The organism is Mesorhizobium sp. M1169, assembly GCF_040318345.1.
Classification (GTDB): Bacteria; Pseudomonadota; Alphaproteobacteria; order Rhizobiales; family Rhizobiaceae; genus Mesorhizobium.
On record NZ_JAMYME010000024.1, the window covers coordinates 45147 to 68713 of the forward strand.

Annotated in this window: 22 protein-coding genes and 1 tRNA gene; 15 read left to right on the top strand and 8 right to left on the bottom strand. The window is 59.2% G+C overall.

Going from position 1 to position 23567, the window contains the following annotated elements; genetic code table 11:
• The first annotated feature begins 141 nt into the window (after window positions 1-141).
• The 3 genes from NKH41_RS34170 to NKH41_RS34180 are packed head-to-tail and all read left to right on the top strand — an operon-like array spanning window position 142 to window position 887.
• Window positions 142-495, top strand: a complete 354-nt coding sequence (locus NKH41_RS34170; protein ID WP_502906039.1) for a hypothetical protein — start codon at window positions 142-144, stop codon at window positions 493-495.
• The gene (locus NKH41_RS34175) at window positions 461-760 is read left to right on the top strand and encodes a TIM barrel protein (RefSeq protein WP_502906038.1); all 300 of its coding nucleotides are present in this window, start codon (window positions 461-463) and stop codon (window positions 758-760) included. Before NKH41_RS34170 ends, NKH41_RS34175 begins: the two co-directional genes overlap by 35 nt.
• Complete coding sequence (locus NKH41_RS34180; protein ID WP_502906040.1) at window positions 726-887, top strand: hypothetical protein; 162 nt, start codon at window positions 726-728, stop codon at window positions 885-887. The genes NKH41_RS34175 and NKH41_RS34180 overlap by 35 nt, the downstream gene beginning before the upstream one ends.
• Before the next feature lie 286 nt (window positions 888-1173).
• Here NKH41_RS34180 and NKH41_RS21755 read toward each other — a convergent pair whose 3' ends face one another.
• Entirely contained in the window at window positions 1174-1410 is a 237-nt protein-coding gene (locus NKH41_RS21755; RefSeq protein WP_352933913.1) for a helix-turn-helix transcriptional regulator, read from the bottom strand.
• Between the two features lie 138 nt (window positions 1411-1548).
• Here NKH41_RS21755 and NKH41_RS21760 point away from each other — a divergent pair, with 138 nt between their 5' ends.
• The gene (locus NKH41_RS21760; RefSeq protein ID WP_352933916.1) at window positions 1549-2190 is read left to right on the top strand and encodes a hypothetical protein; all 642 of its coding nucleotides are present in this window, start codon (window positions 1549-1551) and stop codon (window positions 2188-2190) included.
• Window positions 2191-2423: 233 nt separating this feature from the next.
• Here the strand turns inward: NKH41_RS21760 and NKH41_RS21765 are convergent, their stop codons facing one another.
• The 4 genes from NKH41_RS21765 to NKH41_RS21780 all read right to left on the bottom strand — a co-directional run bounded on the left by NKH41_RS21765 (window position 2424) and on the right by NKH41_RS21780 (window position 7492).
• Window positions 2424-3311, bottom strand: a complete 888-nt coding sequence (locus tag NKH41_RS21765; RefSeq protein WP_352933919.1) for a LysR family transcriptional regulator — start codon at window positions 3309-3311, stop codon at window positions 2424-2426.
• 298 nt (window positions 3312-3609) lie between these two features.
• Window positions 3610-6315, bottom strand: a complete 2706-nt coding sequence (locus tag NKH41_RS21770) for a beta strand repeat-containing protein (RefSeq protein ID WP_352933922.1) — start codon at window positions 6313-6315, stop codon at window positions 3610-3612.
• 635 nt (window positions 6316-6950) lie between these two features.
• Window positions 6951-7025 (bottom strand) — tRNA-Gln (locus NKH41_RS21775).
• A gap of 122 nt (window positions 7026-7147) precedes the next feature.
• Window positions 7148-7492, bottom strand: a complete 345-nt coding sequence (locus tag NKH41_RS21780) for a VOC family protein (RefSeq protein WP_352750862.1) — start codon at window positions 7490-7492, stop codon at window positions 7148-7150.
• Between the two features lie 190 nt (window positions 7493-7682).
• Here NKH41_RS21780 and ppdK point away from each other — a divergent pair, with 190 nt between their 5' ends.
• The 3 genes from ppdK (at window position 7683) to NKH41_RS21795 (ending at window position 12479) form a co-directional block, all read left to right on the top strand.
• Complete coding sequence (gene ppdK, locus NKH41_RS21785; RefSeq protein WP_352933924.1) at window positions 7683-10361, top strand: pyruvate, phosphate dikinase; 2679 nt, start codon at window positions 7683-7685, stop codon at window positions 10359-10361.
• A 135-nt stretch (window positions 10362-10496) separates the two neighbouring features.
• On the top strand, window positions 10497-11600 hold the full coding sequence (locus NKH41_RS21790; RefSeq protein ID WP_352933927.1) for a glycosyltransferase family 9 protein: 1104 nt from the start codon (window positions 10497-10499) through the stop codon (window positions 11598-11600).
• A gap of 141 nt (window positions 11601-11741) precedes the next feature.
• Complete coding sequence (locus NKH41_RS21795) at window positions 11742-12479, top strand: polysaccharide deacetylase family protein (RefSeq protein WP_352933930.1); 738 nt, start codon at window positions 11742-11744, stop codon at window positions 12477-12479.
• Here NKH41_RS21795 and NKH41_RS21800 read toward each other — a convergent pair whose 3' ends face one another.
• Together NKH41_RS21800 and NKH41_RS21805 are read right to left on the bottom strand one after the other, a co-directional pair.
• Window positions 12480-12869, bottom strand: coding sequence for a DUF427 domain-containing protein (locus NKH41_RS21800; RefSeq protein WP_352933933.1), 390 nt, complete (start codon window positions 12867-12869; stop codon window positions 12480-12482).
• Between the two features lie 125 nt (window positions 12870-12994).
• The gene (locus NKH41_RS21805) at window positions 12995-13381 is read right to left on the bottom strand and encodes a hypothetical protein (RefSeq protein ID WP_352503741.1); all 387 of its coding nucleotides are present in this window, start codon (window positions 13379-13381) and stop codon (window positions 12995-12997) included.
• 177 nt (window positions 13382-13558) lie between these two features.
• Between NKH41_RS21805 and NKH41_RS21810 the strand changes: the two genes are divergently transcribed.
• On the top strand, window positions 13559-15187 hold the full coding sequence (locus tag NKH41_RS21810) for a fatty-acid--CoA ligase (RefSeq protein WP_352933936.1): 1629 nt from the start codon (window positions 13559-13561) through the stop codon (window positions 15185-15187).
• An 83-nt stretch (window positions 15188-15270) separates the two neighbouring features.
• Window positions 15271-16056: a DUF1499 domain-containing protein gene (locus NKH41_RS21815; protein WP_352933939.1), complete on the top strand. Its 786-nt coding sequence runs from the start codon at window positions 15271-15273 to the stop codon at window positions 16054-16056.
• Between the two features lie 13 nt (window positions 16057-16069).
• Here the strand turns inward: NKH41_RS21815 and NKH41_RS21820 are convergent, their stop codons facing one another.
• Window positions 16070-16978 carry an MBL fold metallo-hydrolase gene (locus tag NKH41_RS21820; protein ID WP_352933942.1) on the bottom strand — a complete coding sequence of 303 codons (909 nt, stop codon included), beginning with the start codon at window positions 16976-16978 and terminating at the stop codon, window positions 16070-16072.
• 114 nt (window positions 16979-17092) lie between these two features.
• Here NKH41_RS21820 and NKH41_RS21825 point away from each other — a divergent pair, with 114 nt between their 5' ends.
• The 6 genes from NKH41_RS21825 to NKH41_RS21850 all read left to right on the top strand — a co-directional run bounded on the left by NKH41_RS21825 (window position 17093) and on the right by NKH41_RS21850 (window position 23523).
• Window positions 17093-17683 carry a biotin transporter BioY gene (locus NKH41_RS21825; RefSeq protein WP_352478465.1) on the top strand — a complete coding sequence of 197 codons (591 nt, stop codon included), beginning with the start codon at window positions 17093-17095 and terminating at the stop codon, window positions 17681-17683.
• A 455-nt stretch (window positions 17684-18138) separates the two neighbouring features.
• Window positions 18139-18729: a transcription termination/antitermination protein NusG gene (gene nusG / locus NKH41_RS21830; protein ID WP_352933945.1), complete on the top strand. Its 591-nt coding sequence runs from the start codon at window positions 18139-18141 to the stop codon at window positions 18727-18729.
• 148 nt (window positions 18730-18877) lie between these two features.
• Window positions 18878-20230, top strand: coding sequence for a UDP-glucose dehydrogenase family protein (locus NKH41_RS21835; protein WP_352933947.1), 1353 nt, complete (start codon window positions 18878-18880; stop codon window positions 20228-20230).
• 116 nt (window positions 20231-20346) lie between these two features.
• Window positions 20347-21669, top strand: a complete 1323-nt coding sequence (locus tag NKH41_RS21840) for an oligosaccharide flippase family protein (RefSeq protein WP_352933950.1) — start codon at window positions 20347-20349, stop codon at window positions 21667-21669.
• 35 nt (window positions 21670-21704) lie between these two features.
• Window positions 21705-22817: a DegT/DnrJ/EryC1/StrS family aminotransferase gene (locus NKH41_RS21845; protein ID WP_352933953.1), complete on the top strand. Its 1113-nt coding sequence runs from the start codon at window positions 21705-21707 to the stop codon at window positions 22815-22817.
• A gap of 4 nt (window positions 22818-22821) precedes the next feature.
• Window positions 22822-23523 carry an acyltransferase gene (locus tag NKH41_RS21850; RefSeq protein WP_352933956.1) on the top strand — a complete coding sequence of 234 codons (702 nt, stop codon included), beginning with the start codon at window positions 22822-22824 and terminating at the stop codon, window positions 23521-23523.
• Window positions 23524-23567 lie beyond the last annotated feature (44 nt).

Here is a 23567-nt window from a genome sequence, read left to right on the forward strand (position 1 = left end):
CGAGAATGGCATCGGTTCTGTAATTGCCATCTCACCTGACAACGATCCGGACCGGCCTGGCATTCCTGGCCGCCCGTCATTGGGGATGCTTATGAGCAAGATTATCGCCGCAGGTTTTAACTCAATCTCTTCCAATCGCAGATGGAGAGCCTTGAAGCGGACTTTCGCAGCTTTGCCGATATGGGCGTCGAAGCCGTCGAACTGGAACTGACGACCCTCGACCTCGTGGTCGGTGGCCGCGTCGTCCCCGAGAGAGCCGAGAGGCTTATCGCGCTGACGAGGAAGTTCGATTTCCGCTATACAGTTCACCGCGTCGTCTCATCGAACCTCACGGACCCGGCGGTCTACCGTTACCAGATTGATGCTGCCAAGGCCCTGAACGCGAGCGCGATGCGTTGTTCGAGCTTGCCGAGTTCAGCAAGCCCTATGGGTGCGCATCGCCTTCGAGAACCTCTTCGCCATGGAACCTGGTCAGTGCCGGCAGAGCCCGGCTGAGGTGGCGCAGACGGTGAAGGCGGTCGGCCATCCCAACCTGATGGCGCTCATCGATTTCAGCCACGCCTATATTGAATCCACCCACCGCGGCCTGAACTTCCGCGAGCAACTGCGGGCCATGGCGCCAGTGGCAGGGCACCTGCATGCCCACGACTCCTTCGGGCGCCCGCAGGGCTTCACAGAACCTATCTCCCGCAGGAGGATGCAGCGCTGGGTTAGGCGACCTGCACATGCCGCTCGGCTGGGGCGATATCGCATGGGATGACATCTTCAGTGAGCTGGCCTTCTTGCAGGCGACCGTCCTCATCATGGAAGTGACGCGACTTGCCCATCCTGTTTTCGATGAGATTGTGACAGGATGCAATCAGGCCTGCCTGTCTGCCATACGCTGACGAGCATGTGGCATGCCGGCCCTTGGTGGTCGAGGGCGGGCAGGGCCGGAAACGTGCCAAACCCTGCCCGTTGGCCAGCCGGCCTTTGGGTATCCTGCATGGTGCAGCCGCATGCCTGCCCACCAACTCGGTTTTCAGGTTCGCATGGGATGCGTCCGCATTTCACTGGAGCTGACACCGAGGTATTTCTGTCGCAAAACGTTGGGGAAAATCGGGTCCTACGCGGCACTCGGTCGCGAGAGATTCGCCGCAGTTTCATTCCAATGGGACGTTTCCCCGTAATGGTTCATCTGTTGTTAGATCGGCGTGCCAGCCTAATGCCAGGACCTCCACCGTTCTCCGGAATGAACTCAATGCCGGCCGATTTGAGCGCGTGACAAATACGATCGACAGTTGCTTGCTTAAGCGCCTCGCCGCGTTCGAAGCGGACTATCGTTTGGGTGGAGACTCCCGCTTCCCGAGCTAGATCCAATACTCCCCAGTTCAGCGCCGCCCGAGCCATTCGACACTGTATCGGCGTCATGCAATCACTATATTATGATGATTTTTGTTGCGCATGTGCTGCTCAAGCTGTACCTTTATCTGCATTTAAGCGGCTAGGCGCGGTGTTGACGCACCGTGCCCAGCCTGACCACAACCCAAGCTGCTTGGAGCTCGGATCATGGCTGATTCCGACAATACCACGACTTTATCTTTCGTCACCCGCAGGCGAGTGCTTGCGGCTGGGATGATCACGCCCACGGCGTTGGTGGCTGAGAAAAATGTATTTGCCGGAAGTCCAGCTGCACCGAGTATGCCGGCAGACCCAGCGCTGGCACTTTGGCGGGAATGGGAGACAGCCCATAAGAGGACCGAACGGCTCTGCCGTAGGCAGCAGCGTCTGGAGACGAGGCTCCTAGAGAGCGTCGGCCTTCCTTGTGTGATCGTCCGCCTGCCCAAGGGGCGGGAAGTGACGGTCCACTCCATCGAGGCGCTCAACGAAGTGCTCGGCAAAGAGCCTGAGATGGCGCTTCGTGAAAAGGCCGAAGCTTATTTCGCGATGTATCAGGCACGCTGGAATGCGGCTGCCGAGGAGACCGGTTACACTGCTGCGCTCAGAGCCGAGCGCGAGGCTGGCGAACGCGCGGCGGATCTGCTGGAAGCGTTCTCGACGACGCCGGCCACCACTCTTGCGGGCGTGGCGGGCAAGCTGGATGCCGTATTGCGCGAGGGCGAGACATGGGAGGAATGCTCCGAATTTCCTTGGCCACAAATCCGTTCAGCGCTTAGCGATCTGGTGCGCATTGCCGAAGTTTCGGGTTGACCGAGTACGGCCCGCCATGCTCTCCGCCATGACCGGCCGGTCAAGATGACGATCGAACTGCCCGCCGCCGTTCAGAATTGCTCGGCCGCGAGACCGGACAGATAGTCGCCGATCCGGCAAAGCTGATAGCGCCGATGCTGACCCGGTCATGAGGTCGGACTGAGCCTTTGCCAAAGGCCGAGGAAGCCTGAAGCCGGGACGAGTGTTCCGGGCGTATGCCGGTCGGTCAGCCGTCAGGACGAATACTGATCACGCAGGAACGCGATGAAGATCGGCAGGGCAGGATTGGCGTTGTCCGGTCGCCAACGTGCAAAATTGCAGATCTGGATTGGCTTGCGCCCGATCCGCAGCTTGCGGCAGACGACACCTTCAGGAATATTGTTGGCATCTCCGTCGTGGATCAGAGCAACTCCAAGCCCGTTTCCGACAAGGCGCAAAAGAATGCCGGCACTGACGTGATGTTCGACGATTGGAGGAAGCTGCACGCCGCGCCCAACAGCGTCGGCGATCTGAAATGCTTCGCCCCTGCGCACCAGCAACGTTTCCTGGTGCAACTCGTGCCACTCGATCACCGAACGGCTTCCGAGAGAATGATTTGAGGCAAGGACGACAGCCAGAGTGTCTTTCCACAGCGTCAATTCGAATGCGCCGCCGGTAAATCGGGAGGAGGAGGTCACGACCACGTCAACCTGAGTGGCACCCAGAGCAGCCTCGGGCGAAGGGTAAGCACTCTCTGTCAAGCTGACGGTCACATTGGGATGAGATTGCCCGAACTCGATGATTGCATCCAAGGCTCGCCCGGCGAGGATGATCCCGTTGGAGCCGATGGAAAGCTTTTGTTGGTCATCTCTGGTGCCGGACCTGGCCAGTGTGAGCGTGTTGTCGAGCTCGAGCAGCACGGAGCGCAGACGCTCCAGGAAGCGCTCGCCGGCCGGGGTCGGGCCGACGCCGCGGGCATGGCGATGAAATATCCTCGTACCCACCGCGTATTCGAGATCGCGGATGCGCCTGCTGAGCGCGGTGTGATCGATCCCGGCGCGTCGCGAGGCACGCAGAAAGCTGCCCTCCTCTGCGACCACAAGCGCATAATTGAGTGTCGTGAGTTGAATCGAGCTCCGCATCTCTGCTCAAGGTCAAGGCAGCGACAAATTGCAGACATTTGAGCGCTTTTGACGCCGGCGGGCTATCCCCATATCTCAGTATTGACATTGAATGAGACCATCCCGGCTTCTTCTAGAGGCAGGATCACGAAGACAAGGACGATACCACTCCATTTTGGAGTGAGCCTTTATGGAGGGGACGTTGCACTCCAGGAGGAGACCGCAACTCAGACCGGTCACTTTGCTTGGAAAATCCGGTGCTTGAACAAAGATAAGGCGGCGGACCGTCTCGAATTGAAGGTCCGCCGTTCCGGGTCGTTCAGATCACAAGGAACGAACCTGCCGTAAGCGACAGACCTGGAGAGAGAGTGGCGAACTGTATTTGAGCTGCGCCACCGATCCCGTCGCTGTCGAAAGAGAGCGCTCCGGTTGAACTGTTGTAGATGATATGGTCGGAGCTATCATGCGCAGCCGTGCCAGCAAAGAAAGCATCGGATGAAAGGCCGCCCAACTTAAGCCCGGCAAAAACGGCGTCGTCGAGCTGGATCTTGTCCTGGAGCTTGTTGAAGTCGGTGACCTTGTCGATATTGCCGGCTCCAAGAGCGCTGTTGAACACGAAGGCATCATTGCCTCCGTTACCGGTCAAGATGTCAGCACCGCCGCCACCATTGATGACATTGGCACCGGCATTTCCTTGGATGGTCTGGGCAAAGGCGTTGCCGGTCAGGTTGATTGCAGACGTACTGGACGGATTGGTGGTGGCGAGGAGCTCGATCTGCGAGCCGGCCAAAAGGGCATGGCTCACCGAGGCGAGCACTTTGTCGCTGCCGCCGCCCACCGCCTCGATGACCCTGTCGCCGGCATTGTCGACATAATAGGTGTCGTTGCCACCATAGCCGCTCATCATGTCGCTGCCGCCAAGGCCGTTGATGACATTGGCGCCGGCATTGCCTTGTATGGTCTGGCCGAATTCGTTGCCGTTGAGGGTCATTGTCGTCGTGCCGGACGCATTGCTGGTGGCAAGAAGCTCAATCTGCGAGCCGGCCGAAAGCGTATGGCTTACAGCAGCGAACACCCTGTCTGTACCGCCGCCCGCCGCCTCGATGACCCTGTCACCGGCATTGTCGACATAGTAGGTGTCGTCGCCACCATAGCCGCTCATCTTGTCGGCGCCGCCAAGGCCGTTGATGACATTGGCGCCGGCATTGCCCTGGATGGCCTGGCCGAACTCGTTGCCAGTCAGATTGATCGCCGTCGTGCCGGACGCATTGCTGGTGGCGAGAAGCTCGATCTGTGAGCCCGTCGAAAACGCATGGCTCACCGAAGTGATCACGCTGTCGGAGCCGCCGCCCACCGCCTCATTGACCTTGTCACCGGCATTGTCGACATAATAGGTGTCGTTGCCACCATAGCCGCTCATCATGTCGGCACCTCGTCCGCCGTTGATGACATTGGCGCCGGCATTGCCCAGAATGGTCTGGCTGAACTCATTTCCGCTGAGGTTCATTGCTGTCGTGTCGGATGGATACCTTGCAGCGAGAAGCTCGACCTGTGAGCCCGTCGAAAGCGCATGGCTCACCGAAGTGATCACGCTGTCGGAGCCGCCGCCCACCGCCTCGATGACCCTGTCGCCGGCATTGTCGACATAATAGGTGTCGTTGCCACCATAGCCGCTCATCATGTCGCTGCCGCCAAGGCCGTTGATGACATTGGCGCCGGCATTGCCTTGTATGGTCTGGCCGAATTCGTTGCCGTTGAGGGTCATTGTCGTCGTGCCGGACGCATTGCTGGTGGCAAGAAGCTCAATCTGCGAGCCGGCCGAAAGCGTATGGCTTACAGCAGCGAACACCCTGTCTGTACCGCCGCCCGCCGCCTCGATGACCCTGTCACCGGCATTGTCGACATAGTAGGTGTCGTCGCCACCATAGCCGCTCATCTTGTCGGCGCCGCCAAGGCCGTTGATGACATTGGCGCCGGCATTGCCCTGGATGGCCTGGCCGAACTCGTTGCCAGTCAGATTGATCGCCGTCGTGCCGGACGCATTGCTGGTGGCGAGAAGCTCGATTTCCGACCCGGCCGCAAGCACATGACTTACGGAGGCGAGTGCTTTGTCGGTACCGCCGCCCGCCGTCTCAACCTCCTTGTCGCGGACGTCGTCGACATAATAGATGTCATTGCCGCCATAGCCGATCATCGTGTGGCCGCCGGCGCCGTGAAAGACATCGTCGCCGCTGGTGCCATACAAGGTGTCGCTTGTATCGACGGGAGGCGGTTCGGTCCCCGTCGTTGCGAGGTTGTGTTGCCGGAAAACGGCCTGCAGTTCCGAAGAGCTCTCCAACGCTGTGTCGCCTCGCTGCGAACCCCAGGCGTACGCGTAGTCGAAGGCGGGTGACGGAACCAGCTTTGCCCAGTGCTCCATCATGGTTTCCATCTGGGCGGCGGTGGGCACGACATATTTGCCGCCCATGTCGGTGTTATACTCGCCACCGCCAAACGCTTGGTACCCTGGAACGATCTGGCTCGTCGGGATGCCCGATGCCTGAGCGGCAGCGACGAATTTGTCGATCATGTTGTAGTCGACCGGGCCATCCGTGCGGACCGGATAGACATCCACGCCGTAGTAATCGATACCGGTATTGGCGGGATTGTACGTGCCCCTAAAATCCGGATTCGCCGACGTCCCCAAGCTCATCATCGTGATATAGGTCTTGGCGCCTGGAAAGTGCTCATGAATCCAGTCGGATTCTGCCTTCAGATTCGCAGCAGAGGCGTAAGTGCCCCATTGCCCGGTGGGATCCGGCTCGTCAACCAGGAAGAACCCAAATACGTTCGGATTGCCGAGGAAAGGAGTAACCTTGTCGATAAAGGACTGGGTTACGCCGTTGGCCTCGTCGAGATAGACCAGGCCTTTCATGCCCTCTGGCAGCTCGTTGACCTGGTCAACATATTGCACGCTAGCCAGGTTGAATCCGGCTTTTGCAATGTCCGTGCCGGATCCGCCCGACGTGTAATGGAGAGTCGCCATCCATATTCCCTCATTTTGATTCGATAGCGCCCCGCGGATGCCTGCCTACTAGAAGGTGTATATTAGCGCCAAATCACATACCCGCACGCCCTGATAGAATGATTGATCGGCGGCAGGATTCTCACGTTGCGGCGAAAAATATACTTACGGATATTCGAAATTGCGCGATAAAAACAAGTTTAAATCTGATATCCCCCACGTTGTTTTCCCGAGGAGATTCTTATTGATACTTATACGACATTATACTTGTTGGACGACAGTACAAGACAACAAGATCACTTACATTTAAAAATAAATTGGATTTTATTAAAATTAGTTTGATAATTGCGCCGGTTGCTACTAGAGAGGCGTTGGATGTCCTGACTTATCTGAAGGAGGGTAAGAAAATCTGATGTTTTTGGATCATAAAAGTCTAAACTATAAGATCGAACGCCAAACCGGGGCAGAAAACAGCTTTTCTCCACAAGATGCATTTGACTGCCGGCCAATTGAGCCGACATTAAACTAAGATGCCAGCGGATCGCGCTCTCTGCCGGAGACACCAATTTGTTGTGGACAGATACCGCAGATACCAGCCCGCGACCAAGATATCTGCAACTGAGATTACGACTCGGGGGACCGTCAAATTGGAGAACTGGCTGGGGCGCCAGGATTCGAACCTGGGAATGTCGGTACCAAAAACCGATGCCTTACCACTTGGCGACGCCCCAACAGCCGGAGCGTGCCCGCTGTGCGCGCGGCCTTATAGGACGAGCCGCGAGAAAGCTCAATGCCGACATATCGACTATGCGCGACCGACCCGCCAGTTTTGCAATCGTCACTTTGAACGGACCTATTCACCCCAAACCGCCATTTCATTGCCGGCCGGATCGACGAAATGGAACCGCCTGCCGCCGGGGAATGAAAAGATCGGCTTGAGGACGGTGCCGCCGGCATTCTCGACGGCGCTTAATGTTTCCTCCAGCCTTTCGGAATAGAGCACGGGCAGCGGCTTGGCCGGCGCATCTTGGCCATCCGCCTGAAAACCGCCGTCCAGCCCTTCGGCAAAAGCTGAATAGGTCGGCCCGTAATCGGTGAACGACCATGAGAAGGCTGCGCTGTAGAAAGCCTTCACGCTGTCCAGCGTTCCGCCTGTCGCCGGCATTTCCAGATAATCGAGCTTTCCGGCCATTCTCATCGTTCTACCCTTTTGTTCTCGTTATGTTCTACAACAAAGCTTTCCAAAAAGCAAGTCTTTTTCTGTGCCGCTTTTCCTTAATCGATTGTAGAGGCCGGCCGGCTTGGCCGATGCCTTGCCTTTCGCACTGCAGCATCATATCGCTCGATTTGCCAAACCCTTTCCAATCTCCTGCAACCGGGGAGCAAGCATGACCAAATGGGTATACACCTTTGGCGACGGCGCCGCGGAAGGCCGTGCCGGCGACCGCAATCTGCTCGGTGGCAAGGGCGCCAACCTTGCCGAAATGTGCAGCTTGGGCCTGCCGGTGCCGCCGGGCTTCACCATCACCACCGAGGTCTGCAACGCCTATTACGCCAACGGCCACACGTACCCGGCTTCGCTGGAGGCGGACGTTGCGGTCGCGCTCGACCATATCGGTCGGCTGACCGGACGCCGTTTCGGCGATCCCTCGAAACTGCTTTTGGTGTCGGTTCGCTCAGGGGCGCGCGCCTCGATGCCCGGCATGATGGACACCGTGCTCAATCTTGGCCTCAATGACGAGACGGTGGAAGCACTGGCCGCCGATTCAGGCGATGCGCGCTTCGCCTATGACAGTTACCGCCGTTTCATCCAGATGTATTCCGATGTCGTCATGGGCCTCGACCATGAAGTGTTCGAGGAAATCCTCGAAGACCAGAAGGGTGGCCTCGGCCATGAACTCGACACCGAGCTGACAGCCATCGAATGGCAAGGCGTGATCGCGCTCTACAAGGCCAAGGTCGAGGAGGAGCTTGGCAAGCCCTTTCCGCAGGATCCGCACGAGCAGCTCTGGGGCGCCATCGGCGCAGTGTTTTCCAGCTGGATGAACAACCGCGCAATCACCTACCGGCGCCTGCACGATATCCCCGAAAGCTGGGGCACGGCAGTCAACGTCCAGGCCATGGTCTTCGGCAATATGGGCGACACCTCGGCCACCGGCGTCGCGTTCACCCGCAACCCGTCGACCGGCGAAAAGCAGCTCTACGGCGAGTTCCTGGTCAACGCCCAGGGCGAGGACGTCGTTGCCGGTATCCGTACGCCGCAGAACATCACCGAGGCGGCGCGCATTGCCGCCGGTTCCGACAAGCCGTCGCTGCAGAAGCTGATGCCTGACGCCTTCCAGGCTTTCGTCAGCATCTCCGACCGCCTGGAAAAGCACTACCGCGACATGCAGGATCTCGAATTCACCATTGAGCGCGGCAAATTATGGATGCTGCAGACCAGGTCAGGCAAGCGCACCGCCAAGGCAGCGCTGAAGATTGCTGTCGACATGGCCAGGGACGGGCTGATCTCGAAGGAGGAGGCCGTCGCCCGCATTGATCCGGCCTCGCTCGACCAGTTGCTGCATCCGACAATCGATCCGAAGGCGGCGCGCGATATCATCGGCGTCGGCCTGCCGGCATCGCCAGGTGCTGCCACTGGCGAAATCGTGTTTTCCTCGAACGACGCCGAGGAGGCCAAGACACAAGGCCGAAAGGCGATCCTGGTGCGCATCGAGACCAGCCCCGAAGACATCCATGGCATGCATGCGGCCGAAGGCATCCTGACGACGCGCGGCGGCATGACCAGCCACGCCGCTGTTGTGGCGCGCGGCATGGGCAAGCCTTGCGTTTCGGGCGCCGGCTCGCTGCGCGTCGACTACAAGGCCGGCACGCTGATGGCGATGGGATCGACGTTCCGCAAGGGCGATATCATCACCATCGACGGCGGCAACGGCCAGGTGCTGAAAGGCGCGGTACCGATGCTGCAGCCCGAACTCTCGGGCGATTTCGCCGCCATCATGGAATGGGCCGACGGCGCGCGCCGCATGAAGGTGCGCACCAATGCCGAGACGCCGCTGGACGCTCGCATGGCGCGGTCCTTCGGCGCCGAAGGCATCGGTCTTTGCCGCACCGAACACATGTTCTTCGACGGCGATCGCATCATTGCCATGCGCGAGATGATCCTGGCCGATACGGAAAAGGACCGTCGAACGGCGCTGGCCAAGCTGTTGCCGATGCAGCGCTCGGATTTCCTCGAACTGTTCGAGATCATGGCCGGGCTGCCGGTGACGATCCGCCTGCTTGATCCGCCGCTGCACGAATTCCTGCCCAAGACCGAGGAGGAGGTGGCCGAGGTCGCCGCCGCCATGAATGTGTCGCCGGACAAGCTCCGGCGGCGCACCGAGGCGCTGCACGAGTTCAATCCGATGCTCGGCCATCGCGGTTGCCGGCTTGCCGTCTCCTATCCCGAAATCGCCGAGATGCAGGCGCGCGCCATTTTCGAGGCGGCCATCGAGGCCGGCAGGAAGGCCGGCGCGCTGGTGGTCCCCGAAATCATGGTGCCGCTGGTCGGGCTGGCGAAGGAGCTCGACTTCGTCAAGGCACATATCGATGCGGTCGCCAAAAGCGTGATGGAGGAGACCGGTGTCAGGATCGACTATCTGACCGGCACGATGATCGAACTGCCGCGTGCCGCGATCCGCGCCCAAATCATCGCCGAGGCGGCCGAATTCTTCTCCTTCGGCACCAACGATCTGACCCAGACCACGTTCGGTATCTCGCGCGACGACGCCGCCTCGTTCCTCGAGACCTACCGGCAAAAAGGCATCATCGAGCAGGATCCGTTCGTGTCGCTCGACATAGAGGGTGTCGGCGAGCTGGTGCGGATGGCGGCCGAAAAGGGCAGGGCGACGCGGCCCGACATCAAGCTCGGTATTTGCGGCGAGCATGGCGGCGACCCGGCCTCGATCCATTTCTGCGAAAAGGTCGGCCTCGACTACGTCTCGTGCTCGCCTTACCGGGTGCCGATCGCCAGGTTGGCCGCCGCGCAAGCGGCGGTGCAGGCTGCAAAGAACGGCCGCGGATAGGAGTTGGAGTCCACCGGCGTCTGACCTTACCGATTTGTAACCGAATTCACGCGAACGTGCGTCTGTCGGCTCCAAATCCCGACATCGTTTCTGCCCAGTTTCCGGCCCCCGAACCCGCCCCGGTGCCAGAAACAGATGTTGCAGAACCCGCCCACGCACGTCCGCTCGATTCTCATCCTCCAGACGAAATTCATCGGCGATCTTGTCCTCGCTTCCGCGCTCGCCAGAAACCTGCGCCTCCAATATCCAAAGGCCAGGATCGTGTTCCTTTGCGAGGCGAACTTTGCCAGTTTCCTGTTGGCTCATGGCATCGCCTCGGACGTGGTGTCGTTCCGACGCGTACGCATGCGTGGCACCCCTGTGCAGCGTGGTCGCGAGCTTTACGCGATGGTGCGCGCTCTGCGCCGGTTCCGGTTTGACCTGACCATCGACCTGGCCGATTCCAAAACCTCACGCATCATCGTCAGGCTCGTCAACGCCAAGACCCGCGTCGGATATGATCCTCCCGAAAAACCGTTGCGCTGGCTGGAACGCCAGCCCGCCAACGTCCTGGCCAAGCCGTTTGGCTTTGGTGGCCAGCATTATCTCTACCGCTATCTTTCGCCGCTTGAGGCGCTTGGCGTGAAGTTGCGTGCGCCGGTCCCAACGATTGAGCCGCTGCCGCTGGAGACCGCCAGGGCATTGGCGCTTCTCGACCGGCATCATCTCCGGCGTAACGCCTTCATAGCCGTTCATGCAGGAGCGAGCTTCCGGGGGCGGCAATGGCAGCCGGAACGTTTTGCGCTGGCGATCGACGAGATCTCGCGGCAGACCGGGTTGGACTTCCTGCTTGTCGGCGGCCCCGATGAACGGGCATCGGCCGAGCGCATCGTCGCCAAGGCCGCTTCGCCGGTCGTCAACGTGGTCGGGGCGCTGTCACTGGCAACGCTGCTGGCGGTCCTCGGCCAGGCACGCCTGTTTCTGGGAAACGAGAGTGGCCCGATGCAGATGGCGGCGGCCGCGGGAACGCCGGTTGTCGGCCTGTTCGGCCTGACCGACCCGGCCGTCTGGGGGCCTGTCGGCGTGGCCAGTGTTACGCCGCGGCCCTCCATGCCTTGCGAGTGCATAGCCAGGGACCTGTGCCGCCGACCCGATCCGAGCAAGGCTTGCTGCGTCTGGCGACTTGAGGTCAAAGCGGTGGTCGACGCGGTGCTCGCGATCCTTTCACGTAAGGTTAAGGACGTGGAGCACGCGTTGTGACCTCGCGCTTGCCAAAGGTCAGGCCGGCGGTCAAATTGCCGCTGCCGACGCTTTTGCAGGGGCACCGTCCCGATTTCCGCCTTGATGCCGGTCTTGGGGTCGCCGCTTCAACTTTGATCCGGCCGACCTGGAAATAAATCGATGCGCCTGTTCCAAAAGTATTTTTGCGCCGTTGCGATATCGCTGTGGGCTGTCTCTCCTGGCAACGCCCAGTTGCTCGTCGCACCGACGCTGCACATCAAGGCCGAGGCGGGCGGCGGCCGCGTCGCGCTGACGCTCGATGCGTGCGGCGGAAGGACCGACACACGGATTCTCTCGGCGCTGGTGGAAAACAAGATTCCTGCCACCATTTTCGTCACCGGCATCTGGCTGAAGCACAACCCCGCCGCCGTCGAGATCATGCGGGCGCATCCCGAACTGTTTGAATTGGAAAACCATGGCGGCCGCCACGTCCCGGCCGTCGACACGCCGCAAAAGATCTACGGCATTCGCAGTGCCGGCAGCCCGCAGGCCGTGCTGGCCGAAGTCGAATCGGGTGCTGCCGCTCTTGCCGTGACCGGCGAACCGGCGCCGAAATGGTTTCGCGGCGCAACCGCCGAATACAGCCCATCGGCAATCGCGATGATCCGCAAGCTTGGTTTCAAGATCGCCGGATTCTCGATCAACGGCGATGGCGGCTCATTGCTCGGCGCAAAAGAGACCGCCCGGCGCATTGCCGCGGCGAAGGACGGCGACGTCATCATCGCTCACATCAACCAGCCGACCCATGCGGCCGGCGAAGGCGTGGTGCAGGGACTTCTGGCGCTGAAGGCCAAGGGCCTCACCTTCGTGCGTCTCGACGATGCCGATGGCGTCGGCGATGAAGGCACCACCGACTGATCAGTCGGGCGTGGCCTCGATGGTCACCTTGTTTGGATAGAACGCACCGTGGTCGCGGATATCGGCCATCTCGTCGAACGGCCGCTCATAGGCCCACATTGCATCCTTGCCTGCATCGCCGGCGGGCAGCACGCTCCAATAGCTGGCCTCGCCCTTGTAGGGGCAATGGGTCGAGTGTTCGGTCTTGCCAAGCTGTTTGAAGTCGATGTCGTCGAACGGAATGTAGAAAACAGGTGGATAGGGAGGTTCGCTCAGCACCTTGACCTTGCTGGACGAGGCGATGACGACATCGCCGGCGCGCACCGTCACCGTGCCCTTGTAAGGCTCGACGGTGATCACCTTGTCCGGATTGCGCTGAAAGCCGGGTGACGGATTTGCGATCTGGTCCATATCGGATCTCCTTGCCTCTACCCCAAGATGTGTCTGGCAAGCGCGTTGCGCAAGACCTGCAAGCCACCGGCGGGCATCGCCCGCGGCTGGCAGTCTTGCGCTTTCCTCCGGTATCGCGCCTAAAATCAGGCGGCGGCCTGGAAAGCGTCCATCAGCCCGGCATAGGCGGCGGCGATGCCGGCCACCGGATTGGTGCTTTTCGAGGTGGTCTCGACCTTCAAAGCACCACCGTTGGTCGGCAAGGTGAGCAGCAGGAACTGGCGATTGCCGCCATCGCCGACCGATGCGGCGGCGACGTGCTGGGCTTCGCCTTCGTTCTCGACGCACATCTTGAACAAGAGCGTGCCGCCGACAGCTTCGAGGGCGCCGCCGACGACCTCGACGAATTCATCTTCGGAAACGGTTTTGGCGTCAGGCACCAGATCGGCCTGCGCCACATCGGCGGCCACCAGATCGGCCAGGCTTTCGGCAAGCGTATTTTCGAGGGCTTTGTCGTCGAGCTGCGCGTCCATGCGACACCTCTTTCATTAGCCAATCGCGCCCCGCCGTTAATGAACGTTAACGCCGAGCATGGCCGGATTGTGGCGAATTCGGCCTCATTTCGCCCTATGGACCGCTCCAGCCCGGTCACCGCTGGACAATTCGCCGGTTCGTCCCACAATGGCGCAAAAAATAATGGGAGGAACAAGATGCTCGGGCTGATGCAGGAATGGCCGCTGCTTTGCCACAAACTGATCGACAACGCCGAGCGGCAGCACGGCAGCCGCGAGATCGTGTCGCGCTCGATCGAGGGGCCGATCGTGCGCAGCACATATGCCGAAATCCATCATCGCGCCCTGAAGGTCGCCGAGCGGCTCGAGCGTGACGGCTTCGGACTTGGCGACCGCATCGCAACACTGGCCTGGAACACCGCGCGCCACATCGAGGCCTGGTACGGCATCATGGGTGTCGGCGCGATCTATCACACGCTCAACCCGCGGCTCTTTCCCGAGCAGATCACCTGGATCATGAACAATGCAGAGGACAAGGCGATCTTCGTCGACCTGACCTTCCTGCCGCTGCTCGAAAAGATCGCCGGCGCGGTCAAGTCGCTGAAGCAGGTTATTGTGCTGACCGACACGGCGCATATGCCGGAGACTGCGCTGCCCAATGTGGTTGCCTATGAAGAATGGCTCGCTGAAGCCGACGGCAACTTCGCCTGGAAGACATTCGATGAAAACACCGCCGCCGGCATGTGCTACACCTCGGGCACGACCGGCGACCCGAAGGGCGTCCTCTACAGCCATCGTTCGAACGTGCTGCACGCCATGATCGAAGCGATGCCCGACGCCATGGGCCTGTCGTCGCGCGATACCATACTGCCGGTCGTGCCGATGTTTCACGCCAATGCCTGGGGCCTTGCCCAGAGCGCGCCGATGATTGGCGCCAAGCTGGTCATGCCCGGCTGCAAGATGGATGGCGCTTCGCTCTACGAGCTGCTCGACACCGAGAAGGTGACCTTCAGCGCCGCTGTGCCGACGGTGTGGATGATGCTCCTCCAGCATCTGGAAGAGACCGGCAAGAAACTTCCCTATCTCCAGAAAGTCGTCATCGGGGGCGCGTCCTGTCCTCGCGCGATCACGACGAAGTTCCAGGACAATTACGATGTCCAGGTCGTCCACGCCTGGGGCATGACCGAGATGTCGCCGCTCGGCACGCTGTGCACCCTGAAGCCGGACTATGCCGGGCTGAAGGGCGAGGCCCGCCTCGGCGTCCAGCAGAAACAAGGCTTTACACCGTTCGGCATCGAAATGAAGGTGACGGACGACGCCGGCAACGAACTGCCATGGGACGGCAAGACCTTCGGCCGGCTCAAGGTCCGCGGGCCGGCCGTCGCGCGCGCCTATTATGGCGGCATCGGATCCGAACAGTTCGATCAAGACGGCTGGTTCGATACCGGTGACGTGGCGCACATCGATCCCGGCGGCTATATGCAGATCACCGACCGCGCCAAGGACGTGATCAAGTCGGGCGGCGAATGGATCTCGACCATAGAGCTCGAGAACGTCGCGGTCGGCCATCCCGATGTGGCAGAGGCCGCCGCCATCGGCATTTCGCATTCCAAATGGGGCGAGCGGCCTTTGCTCGTGGTCGTACGCAAGCCGGGGAGGGAGCCGACCAAGACGGACATCCTCGCATTCATGGACGGCAAGGTGGCGAAGTGGTGGATGCCGGACGACGTCGCCTTTGTTGGCGAAATCCCACACACCGCTGCCGGCAAGATCCAGAAGATTACCTTGCGCCAGCAGTTCCGGGATTATCACCTGCCGACGGACTGACCGGAGATGCGGCGTCTTTGCGCCTTCAAGCCGCCGCTGAAAGGCACTATGCCTCTGTTCGGGTTGGGGCAGCGCGGAAAACAATGACGGGAATTCCCGAGCGACAAACGTCGAAGGCTGCCGGTTGGTCGCGGCGCGCCGGCGCGTTTTCGGCAGTCCTGCTGCTGACCGCTCTCATCGGCCATCGCTATGACCTCGTCGAGACCCAAGCTTTCCTATGGGTGCTTGGCATTGTCGCCTTGCTGGCCACGTTTGCGCTTCTGTTTGCCGGATTTGCCTTTGCGCGATTGTGGAATTTCGGCGATCGCGGCGGCCAAGACCTGACCGTCGGCGCCTTGCTGGCGCTTCTGGTGCTGGTCCCTTACGGCGTCGCGGCCTATTGGGCGGCGACCTATCCGCCGCTGCGCGACATCTCGACGGATCTGGACGACCCGCCGGCGCTCGATATTTCTACCCGGACAAAGGACATGAACGAGCTTTTGCCGCCGACGCCCGGCGAGCAGCGCCTGCAAATCGAAGCTTATCCGCTCGTTACCGGACGCAGCTACACCTTGCCTTTCGATCGCGTTCTGGAGGCGGTCAAAACCGTGGTCGATCGGCGCGGCTGGCAGCTCACGGCGCCATTTCCCGACGCAGCAGGGCAAAGCGACGTGACGATCGATGCGCTGGCCAGGAGCTGGCTGCTTGGCCTTCCCGCCGATGTTGCCATCCGCGTGACCGACGATGGCGATGTGATCATCGTCGATATGCGCTCGGCCTCGCGTTACGGCCGCCATGACCTTGGCGACAATGCAGCGCGCATCACCGACTTCCTTGCCGAACTTGACCAGGAAGTCGCCGGCCAGGTGGGCGTGGCGCCGGCGGAATGATATCGGGAGGATACTACTTTGCCGGCGAATAGATCCCGTCGATAGCCGGCGCGCCATCGGTGTGGACCAGGCCGCGCGCCACCAGGTCTTCCAGATGGGCAAGCACCGACAGGCCGGCCGCGCCATGCAGGCGCGGGTCGGTGTCTCGATAGATCACCTCCACCATGTCCTTGATTGCCCGGTCGCCGCTGTTGATCCGCTCCAGAATTGCCCGTTCGCGCAGTTTGCGATGCGTTTTCAATCCGCGCATGAAGTTGCGCGGCTCGGTCACCGGCCCGCCATGGCCGGGCAGCAGCAGCCGGTCGTCGCGTTCGATCAGCCGGTCGAGCGATGTCATGTAGTCCGCCATCGCGCCGTCCGGCGGCGCGACGATCGTGGTTGCCCACGCCATGACGTGGTCGGCCGAGAAAAGGATGCCGGTTCCCTCCAGCGCGAAGGCTGCATGATTGGCGGTATGGCCGGGCGTCAGCACCGTCCGGATCGCCCAGCCGTCCCCATCGATCACCATATCGTCCGGCAGCGCGATATCAGGAGCAAAGTCGGTGTCGGCGCTGGCATCGAGCGGACTGACCTCGCCGGTACGCCACGGCCGCGCCGGACGATGTCGGCCTTCCGCCAGAACGGCCGCACCGGTATGCTGCTTCAGCCGCGCCGCCAGCGGCGAATGGTCGCGATGCGTGTGGCTGACGAAGAGATGGCTGACCGGCCTGGTCCCGATCGCTTCGAGCAGTGTTCTAAGATGTGCCTCGTCATCCGGTCCGGGATCGATCACCGCCAGCGTCTCGCGTCCGACGATATAGCTGTTGGTTCCGTGAAAGGTGAACGGGCTTGGGTTCCTGGCGGTGATCCGAAGGACGTCGGGCGCAACGGCTACGCCTTGGCCGTAGGCAGGGTCGAAGCGTGTGTCGAATTTCAGCGCCATGCGAACGTCGCGACCTTTTTTGGGGCGAGGGCAAAACCGATTGCCGCATAGCACGGAAGCCAATATAGGAAAACGCAAGGCCGCGTTCGGCGGCAATCCGGAACGGGGAAGACCATGGCAATTGCAACGACGATGCGTCCGCTCATTTCTCTCGCTTTGCCCGAAAAGGGCGCGGCCCGCCTGGCGGGACAGCTTCTGCTGGCGTTCGCCGGAACGCTGCTGCTGGTCTTGTCGGCCAAGACCAAGGTCATGCTCGGTCCGGTCGATATCTCGATGCAGACGCTCGCCGTCTTCCTGATCGCTGCCTCCTTCGGCATGCGCCTCGGCGTAGCAACGCTGCTTCTCTACATGGCTGAGGGCGCGATGGGCTTTCCGGTCTTCCAGAGCACGCCGGAAAAAGGCATCGGCATCGCTTACATGCTCGGTTCGACCGGCGGTTATCTAGCCGGCTTCGTCGTCATGGCGGCGATCGTCGGCTGGGCTGCCGACCGTGGCTGGGATCGCCATCCTATCAAGCTCTTCAATGCCATGCTGGTGGCCGAGATCGTCATGATGGCAATGGGCTTTGCCTGGCTGGCGCTGTTGATCGGCCCGGAAAAATCCTGGCAGTTCGGGGTGGTGCCCTTTATCGTCGGTGATCTGATCAAGGTTGCGCTGGCCGCGAGCCTGGTGCCGGCTGTCTGGTCGCTGCTGAAGCGTTCGTGAAGCCGGTCGAGCGGAACTTAAGTCAAAGATGGACCTGCACGTTGCATCGCTGTGGCCATGTTATTGCCTGAACCCCCATGACTCGATGGTGACCAGTTCTGCGCGAAAACCTGCCGAATGGTTTTCGCCGTACTTGGTGTGACCGTGCAGGATCTTTGTCGCTGGCGGCAGGCTTGTGCGCGACGCCTTCCGTCACATTAGCTTCAAGTCGACGGACTAAGTACCAGAACCAACGGGCGATTCGTCACAAGCAGCGTAACCAAGCACTTCCGTATGGAAATAAATTGCTCGACATAGCATCTCAGCCAGCTGAAAAAGAAAGCGGCTCGGTGATTATTTAGGCACAGCTAAATTTCTGGGCAATGTGTAGGAAATTCTTAACCCAACCGCCTTGACTCTAGTGGCTTGGTTGTTTGCTGGTATCCACACACTGTCGTAACCGTTGAGCTGAGATCATGCCGCCGACCGCCGAAGGGAGACACGTGAGTAGCGCGGAAAAAACAACGAGCAAGGCAACAACCCCGTCGCCTGAGCCGACCGCCACGCCGGCAACGCGCTGGTATGCGGCCAGCGTCTTTCCCGGAAAGGAGCACGTTGCCGAGCGGCATCTCCGGATCCAGGGGTTCCAGCCCTTTGTGCCTCGCTGCGAGAAAACCGTGCGTCATGCCAGGCGGCTCGAAACACGAGTTGCGGCTTATTTCCCCGGTTACATGTTCATCGCGCTTGACGTCGCGTTGCAACGTTGGCGCTCGATTAATGGAACGTTCGGTGTGCGCTCCCTCGTCATGCAGGGGGACCGACCTTTGCCTGTCCCCTCCGGTCTGGTAGAGCGCTTCATTGCATTGACCGGCAGGCATGGCTTGCTCGATTTCAGCGGCGGCCTCGCAGCCGGCGCTTCGGTTCGGATCCTTTCCGGCCCTTTCGCCGAAATGATCGGTCGCCTTGACCGGCTCGATCCAGCCGGAAGAGCTCGGGTTCTGGTTGCCATCATGAATGGCGAGATACCTGTCGATCTGGATACCAGGGATCTCGTCGCCATCGCATAGCCGTAAGCATCAAGGTGCGGCGAGGCGATGCAAATTGTTGTAGGATCGGCTCTCGGGTTTTCACCCGGGAGTGCGGTAGCCGTTCTTCGGTGGGACTAGGCGCTGTGTGGCGAGATCGTCTCGTCGGCGCTGATTGAGGGTACGCTGTATGCGAATAACAATGATTGGTGCCGGCTATGTAGGGCTCGTCTCGGGCGCCTGCTTCGCCGACTTTGGCCATCAGGTCTGCTGCGTCGACCGGGATGCGGAAAAGCTTGCCATGCTCAAACTCGGCAAGATACCGATCTACGAGCCAGGGCTTGACGACCTCGTCACCACCAACACTGCGCAAGGCCGCTTGCGTTTCGACGACAATCTGGCGGATGCTGTTTCTCAATCGGATGTCGTCTTCATTGCCGTGGGCACGCCATCACGGCGTGGCGATGGCCATGCCGACCTGTCCTTCGTCTATGACGCGGCCGCCGAAGTTGGTCGCGCGCTCAAGGGGTTTACGGTCGTGGTGACGAAATCGACCGTTCCCGTGGGGACCGGCGATGAGGTGGAACGCATCATCCGCGAGCAAAATCCCACCGCCGATTTTGCGGTGGTCTCCAATCCGGAATTTCTTCGCGAAGGATCGGCGATCGAGGACTTCAAGCGGCCCGACCGCATCATTGTCGGGACCGATGCCGAAAGGGCAAAAGCGGTCATGGGCGAGATCTACCGGCCGCTCTCGCTGAATGTCGCGCCGATATTCTACACGAGCCGGCGTACGGCTGAGCTTACGAAATACGCCGGCAACGCGTTTCTGGCCATGAAGATCACCTTCATCAACGAAATTGCCGATCTCTGCGAGCGGTTGGGTGCCGATGTGCAGGACGTCGCGCGCGGCATCGGCATGGACAATCGCATCGGCGCAAAGTTTCTTCACGCGGGGCCGGGTTATGGCGGTTCCTGTTTCCCGAAAGATACGCTGGCACTGGTCAAGACCGCGCAGGACGCGGCAAGCCCCGTGCGCCTGATTGAAACGACGGTCTCGATAAACGACCAGCGCAAACGGGCGATGGCGCGCAAGGTGGTCGAGGCCTGCGGCGGCTCTGTGCGCGGCAAGACGATCGGTATCCTCGGCCTTACGTTCAAGCCGAACACCGACGACATGCGCGATGCCCCCTCATTGGCCATCATTCAGGCACTCCAGGACGCGGGCGCTTCTATCAAGGCCTATGATCCGGTCGGCATGGAGCAGGCGCGCAAGATGATCGAGGGCATTGAATTCGGGGAAAGCGCCTACGCGGTGGCCGACGGCGCGCACGCGATCGTCATCGTCACCGAGTGGAATGCGTTCCGGTCGCTGGATCTGAAACGGCTTCGTGTCCTTATGGCGACGCCAGTAATGGTTGACCTTCGCAACGTCTATCGTGGCGAAGAAGTTATGAAGCACGGCATTGCATATTCCAGTGTTGGCCGAGGCGACACGAGGTCTATGTTCGATTCTGCCATGTTGTCATCAAATCGGATCTAATTTGTTTGGTTCACTTGGTGTGGACCTGTTTACAGGATATTGTCCGGAAGAAGCACAAGCGATCTTTCGGCCGCACATTAAGAGTTGTTGTGTTGCAAAGGAAGGTAGCTGGAAGAGTGCTGTATGACATTGTGAAAGCTTTGCCAAATCGAATGGTCTCGGAAGGCGGTTCATTACTGCTTATTAGATTCTTTAACATCGGAGCCGGATTTTTAACAGTAACTGTTCTAGCGCGATACCTAGGTCCCGCTGATTATGGCATATATGCATTCGTAATCGCGATTTGTGGCGCATTGAGCTTAGGTCTCCATCTAGGATTGCCGACATTGATTGTCCGAGAGATTGCTGCCAATTACGCACGCGGAGAAATGAGAACAGCGTCTGCGATCGAGCGTTTTTCACTCAGGTTGATTTTGTCGACGTCATCAGTTTTTGCTATAGGGGGGGCCGTCATTATGTGCTCGCCAGAAGCTATATCGAGGACAGGCGGCCTTGAACCTGTGATCGGCATGGCAGCAGCCATTTCCGTTGCAATGGCATTGCAGCAGCGTGCGTTGGCCATTCTAAGTGGGCGCGGCCTGCTTGTGAAGGCTCAATTTTCCGACGGCATTATTAAGCCAATGCTTCTTCTGTTCTCCGCTTCGATTCTTTTTATTGCCTCTTCCAGAAGCGTCGAGATGGCACTTATCGCGTTTTTTCTTGGTTGCATCGGATCGCTTCTATTAAGTAGGTATTTTATTAGTCAAACGCAGCCAAAACCTTGCGGTTTTGAAGTTCGCCGGGGGCAGATTGGAACATGGCTGCGTCAGCTTCCGCCTTTTGCCTTGATCGGCGTCTTGGGGATCGTGCAATCGGCCGCTGATGTAGTGATCCTTTCTGCTTTCGTGCCGATCGCAGACGTTGGAAAATACAAAGTAGCCGCTCTTATTGGAGCTATTCCCGCCAATCTCCATTCCATCGTAGTCAGCATGCTGATGCCTCGTGCAGCAGCTGCCTGGGCGCGCAATGACAAGGCAATTTTGTCCACCCTTGCCATCCACGCATCCCGTTCATCATTTGTTGCGGCCGCTGCTTACTCAATCTTTATAGTAATATTTGGTCACAGCCTAATCGAGGTACTGTTTGGGGTGGCGTATTCTGGAATATATACTGTTACATGCGTCCTTCTGCTACCATGCTTGACAATTAGTTTTGTGGGGTCGTCGTCTACGATTCTTAACATGTGCGGAGAGTCTCATCTGAATTCGCTAATAGCCGCGGGTAGTTTAGCTTTTGGGCTTTTATGCATGGGTGTATTTAGTATGTTGTTCGGAGCCGTTGGAACCGCCGTCGCTGCAAGCTTGACGGCACTTTCCATCAGTAGTTTCTCTTGGTTGGCTGTTCGAAGACGCATTGGAATTCGTTGCGATATACTAGCATCTCGGCACATGACGCGATAATTATTATTAGTGTGGAACTCTAGACCGGAGCAATTATGTCAGAGAAGAAGTTCTTTCCTGTTTCCCGGCCGTCCTTGCGCGGTAACGAGCTTAAATATGTAACGGACGCTGTGAAATCGGGATGGATCTCATCCTTGGGCGCTTACGTGACTCGTCTCGAGACTGAATTTGCCAACTACTGTGGTGTTCGTCACGCGGTGTCGGTCAGTAACGGTACCGTAGCGCTGCATTTAGCCCTTATAAGTGCCGGAGTAGGCCCTGGGGATGAAGTTATCGTCCCGGACCTTAGCTTCATAGCAACAGCAAATGCCGTCCTGATGGCCGGTGCCAAGCCCGTATTCTGCGACGTTGATCCGATCACACTCTGTATGGATCCGGAATCTGCGGCGGAAAGAATCACGGGACGGACACGTGCAATTATCCCTGTTCATCTTTATGGGCATCCCGCGGCTATGATCGATCTCATGAATTTAGCAGAGCGGCATGGACTTTTCGTGATCGAGGATGCCGCAGAGGCGCATGGGGCCACTCTTGACGGTCAGCGCGTCGGTGGTCTCGGGCATGGAGCGACCTTTAGCTTTTATGCGAATAAGAATATGACCACTGGTGAGGGCGGAATGATCGTGACAAACAGTGATGCCTTTGCGTCGCGCTGTCGCCACCTACGAGACCATGCAATGTCCAGTGAACGACGTTACTGGCATGATATGCTGGGGTACAATTATCGCATGACGAATCTTCAGGCTGCGATCGGATGCGCGCAGTTTGAGCAGCTTGAAAGCTTTCTCAAGCGCCGCCGTATGCTTTTCTCTGGTTATCAAAGCCGCCTATTTGGAGTAAACGGGATTCAATTGAATCGGACTCTGCCAAACGCTACCAACGCCTACTGGATGGTCTGTCTAGAGGTAGAGGGGATGAATCGTGAAGCGCGGGATGACCTAATCGTGCGGCTGCGGCGAGACGGGGTCGATACTCGACCGTATTTCTTTCCGATGTCAGATATGCCTTATTTGGATGACGCCGATACACCCGTTTCTCATGCTGCGTCCGCCCGCGGAATCAATTTGCCAACTTCTGCGGATTATACTTCGAGCGATCTCGATGAGATTTGCTCCGTGCTGATCGACCATTTCCAGCGCGGCTGGTGACCTAATGTCTCAGCAGCTTTTTTCGTTATTGTTCTGCTTTGTCGAGGCGTTGATTTCGAACATTCCCGGAGCGGTTGGCCGATCGTTGAGGAATCGTTATTACCGCCTCCGACTCGCTGAGATGGGTTCTGGCGTAGTAATTGATTGTGGGGTTCGCATCGTAAACCCGGGTTGGGTAAAAATCGGCGCAAACACTTGGATCGATAATTATGTCGTTATACTGGCGGGCAAGCCGAACCCCAATCGGGGAGCGTTCTTCCGCAAAGCTGAGCTTGACGGGGTAAGGGAGGGCGAGGTCAGGATCGGTGACAATTGTCATATTTCACCATTTGTCGTCTTGCAGGGGCACGGTGGGCTCACTATCGGCTCAGATAGCAGTGTAGCGAGTGGGAGCAAAATTTACTCTCTCTCGCATCACTACCGTAATTTGGCAGATCCCACAGACCGGAAGATTTACAAGTTTTCTTCTATGGCTCCGATCGACGAACAGTCTTTAATTTCAGCTTCGGTGCGTGTCGGCCGCAACACAGCAATAGGTCTGAATTCAGTGCTTCTTCCAGGAACCGAAATTGGGGAAGGTGCTTGGATATCTTCGGGTTCAGTCGTTATGGGGAGAGTAGAAAAAAATACAGTTTATGGCGCACCCGTAAAAAGTATATTGCGTGAAATCGATCGAAGTGGCGCGACGGGTAACAATATCCTATGAGAGAGTGTAAGGTCTTATTCGTAACGCCGGGTTGCTTTGATAAG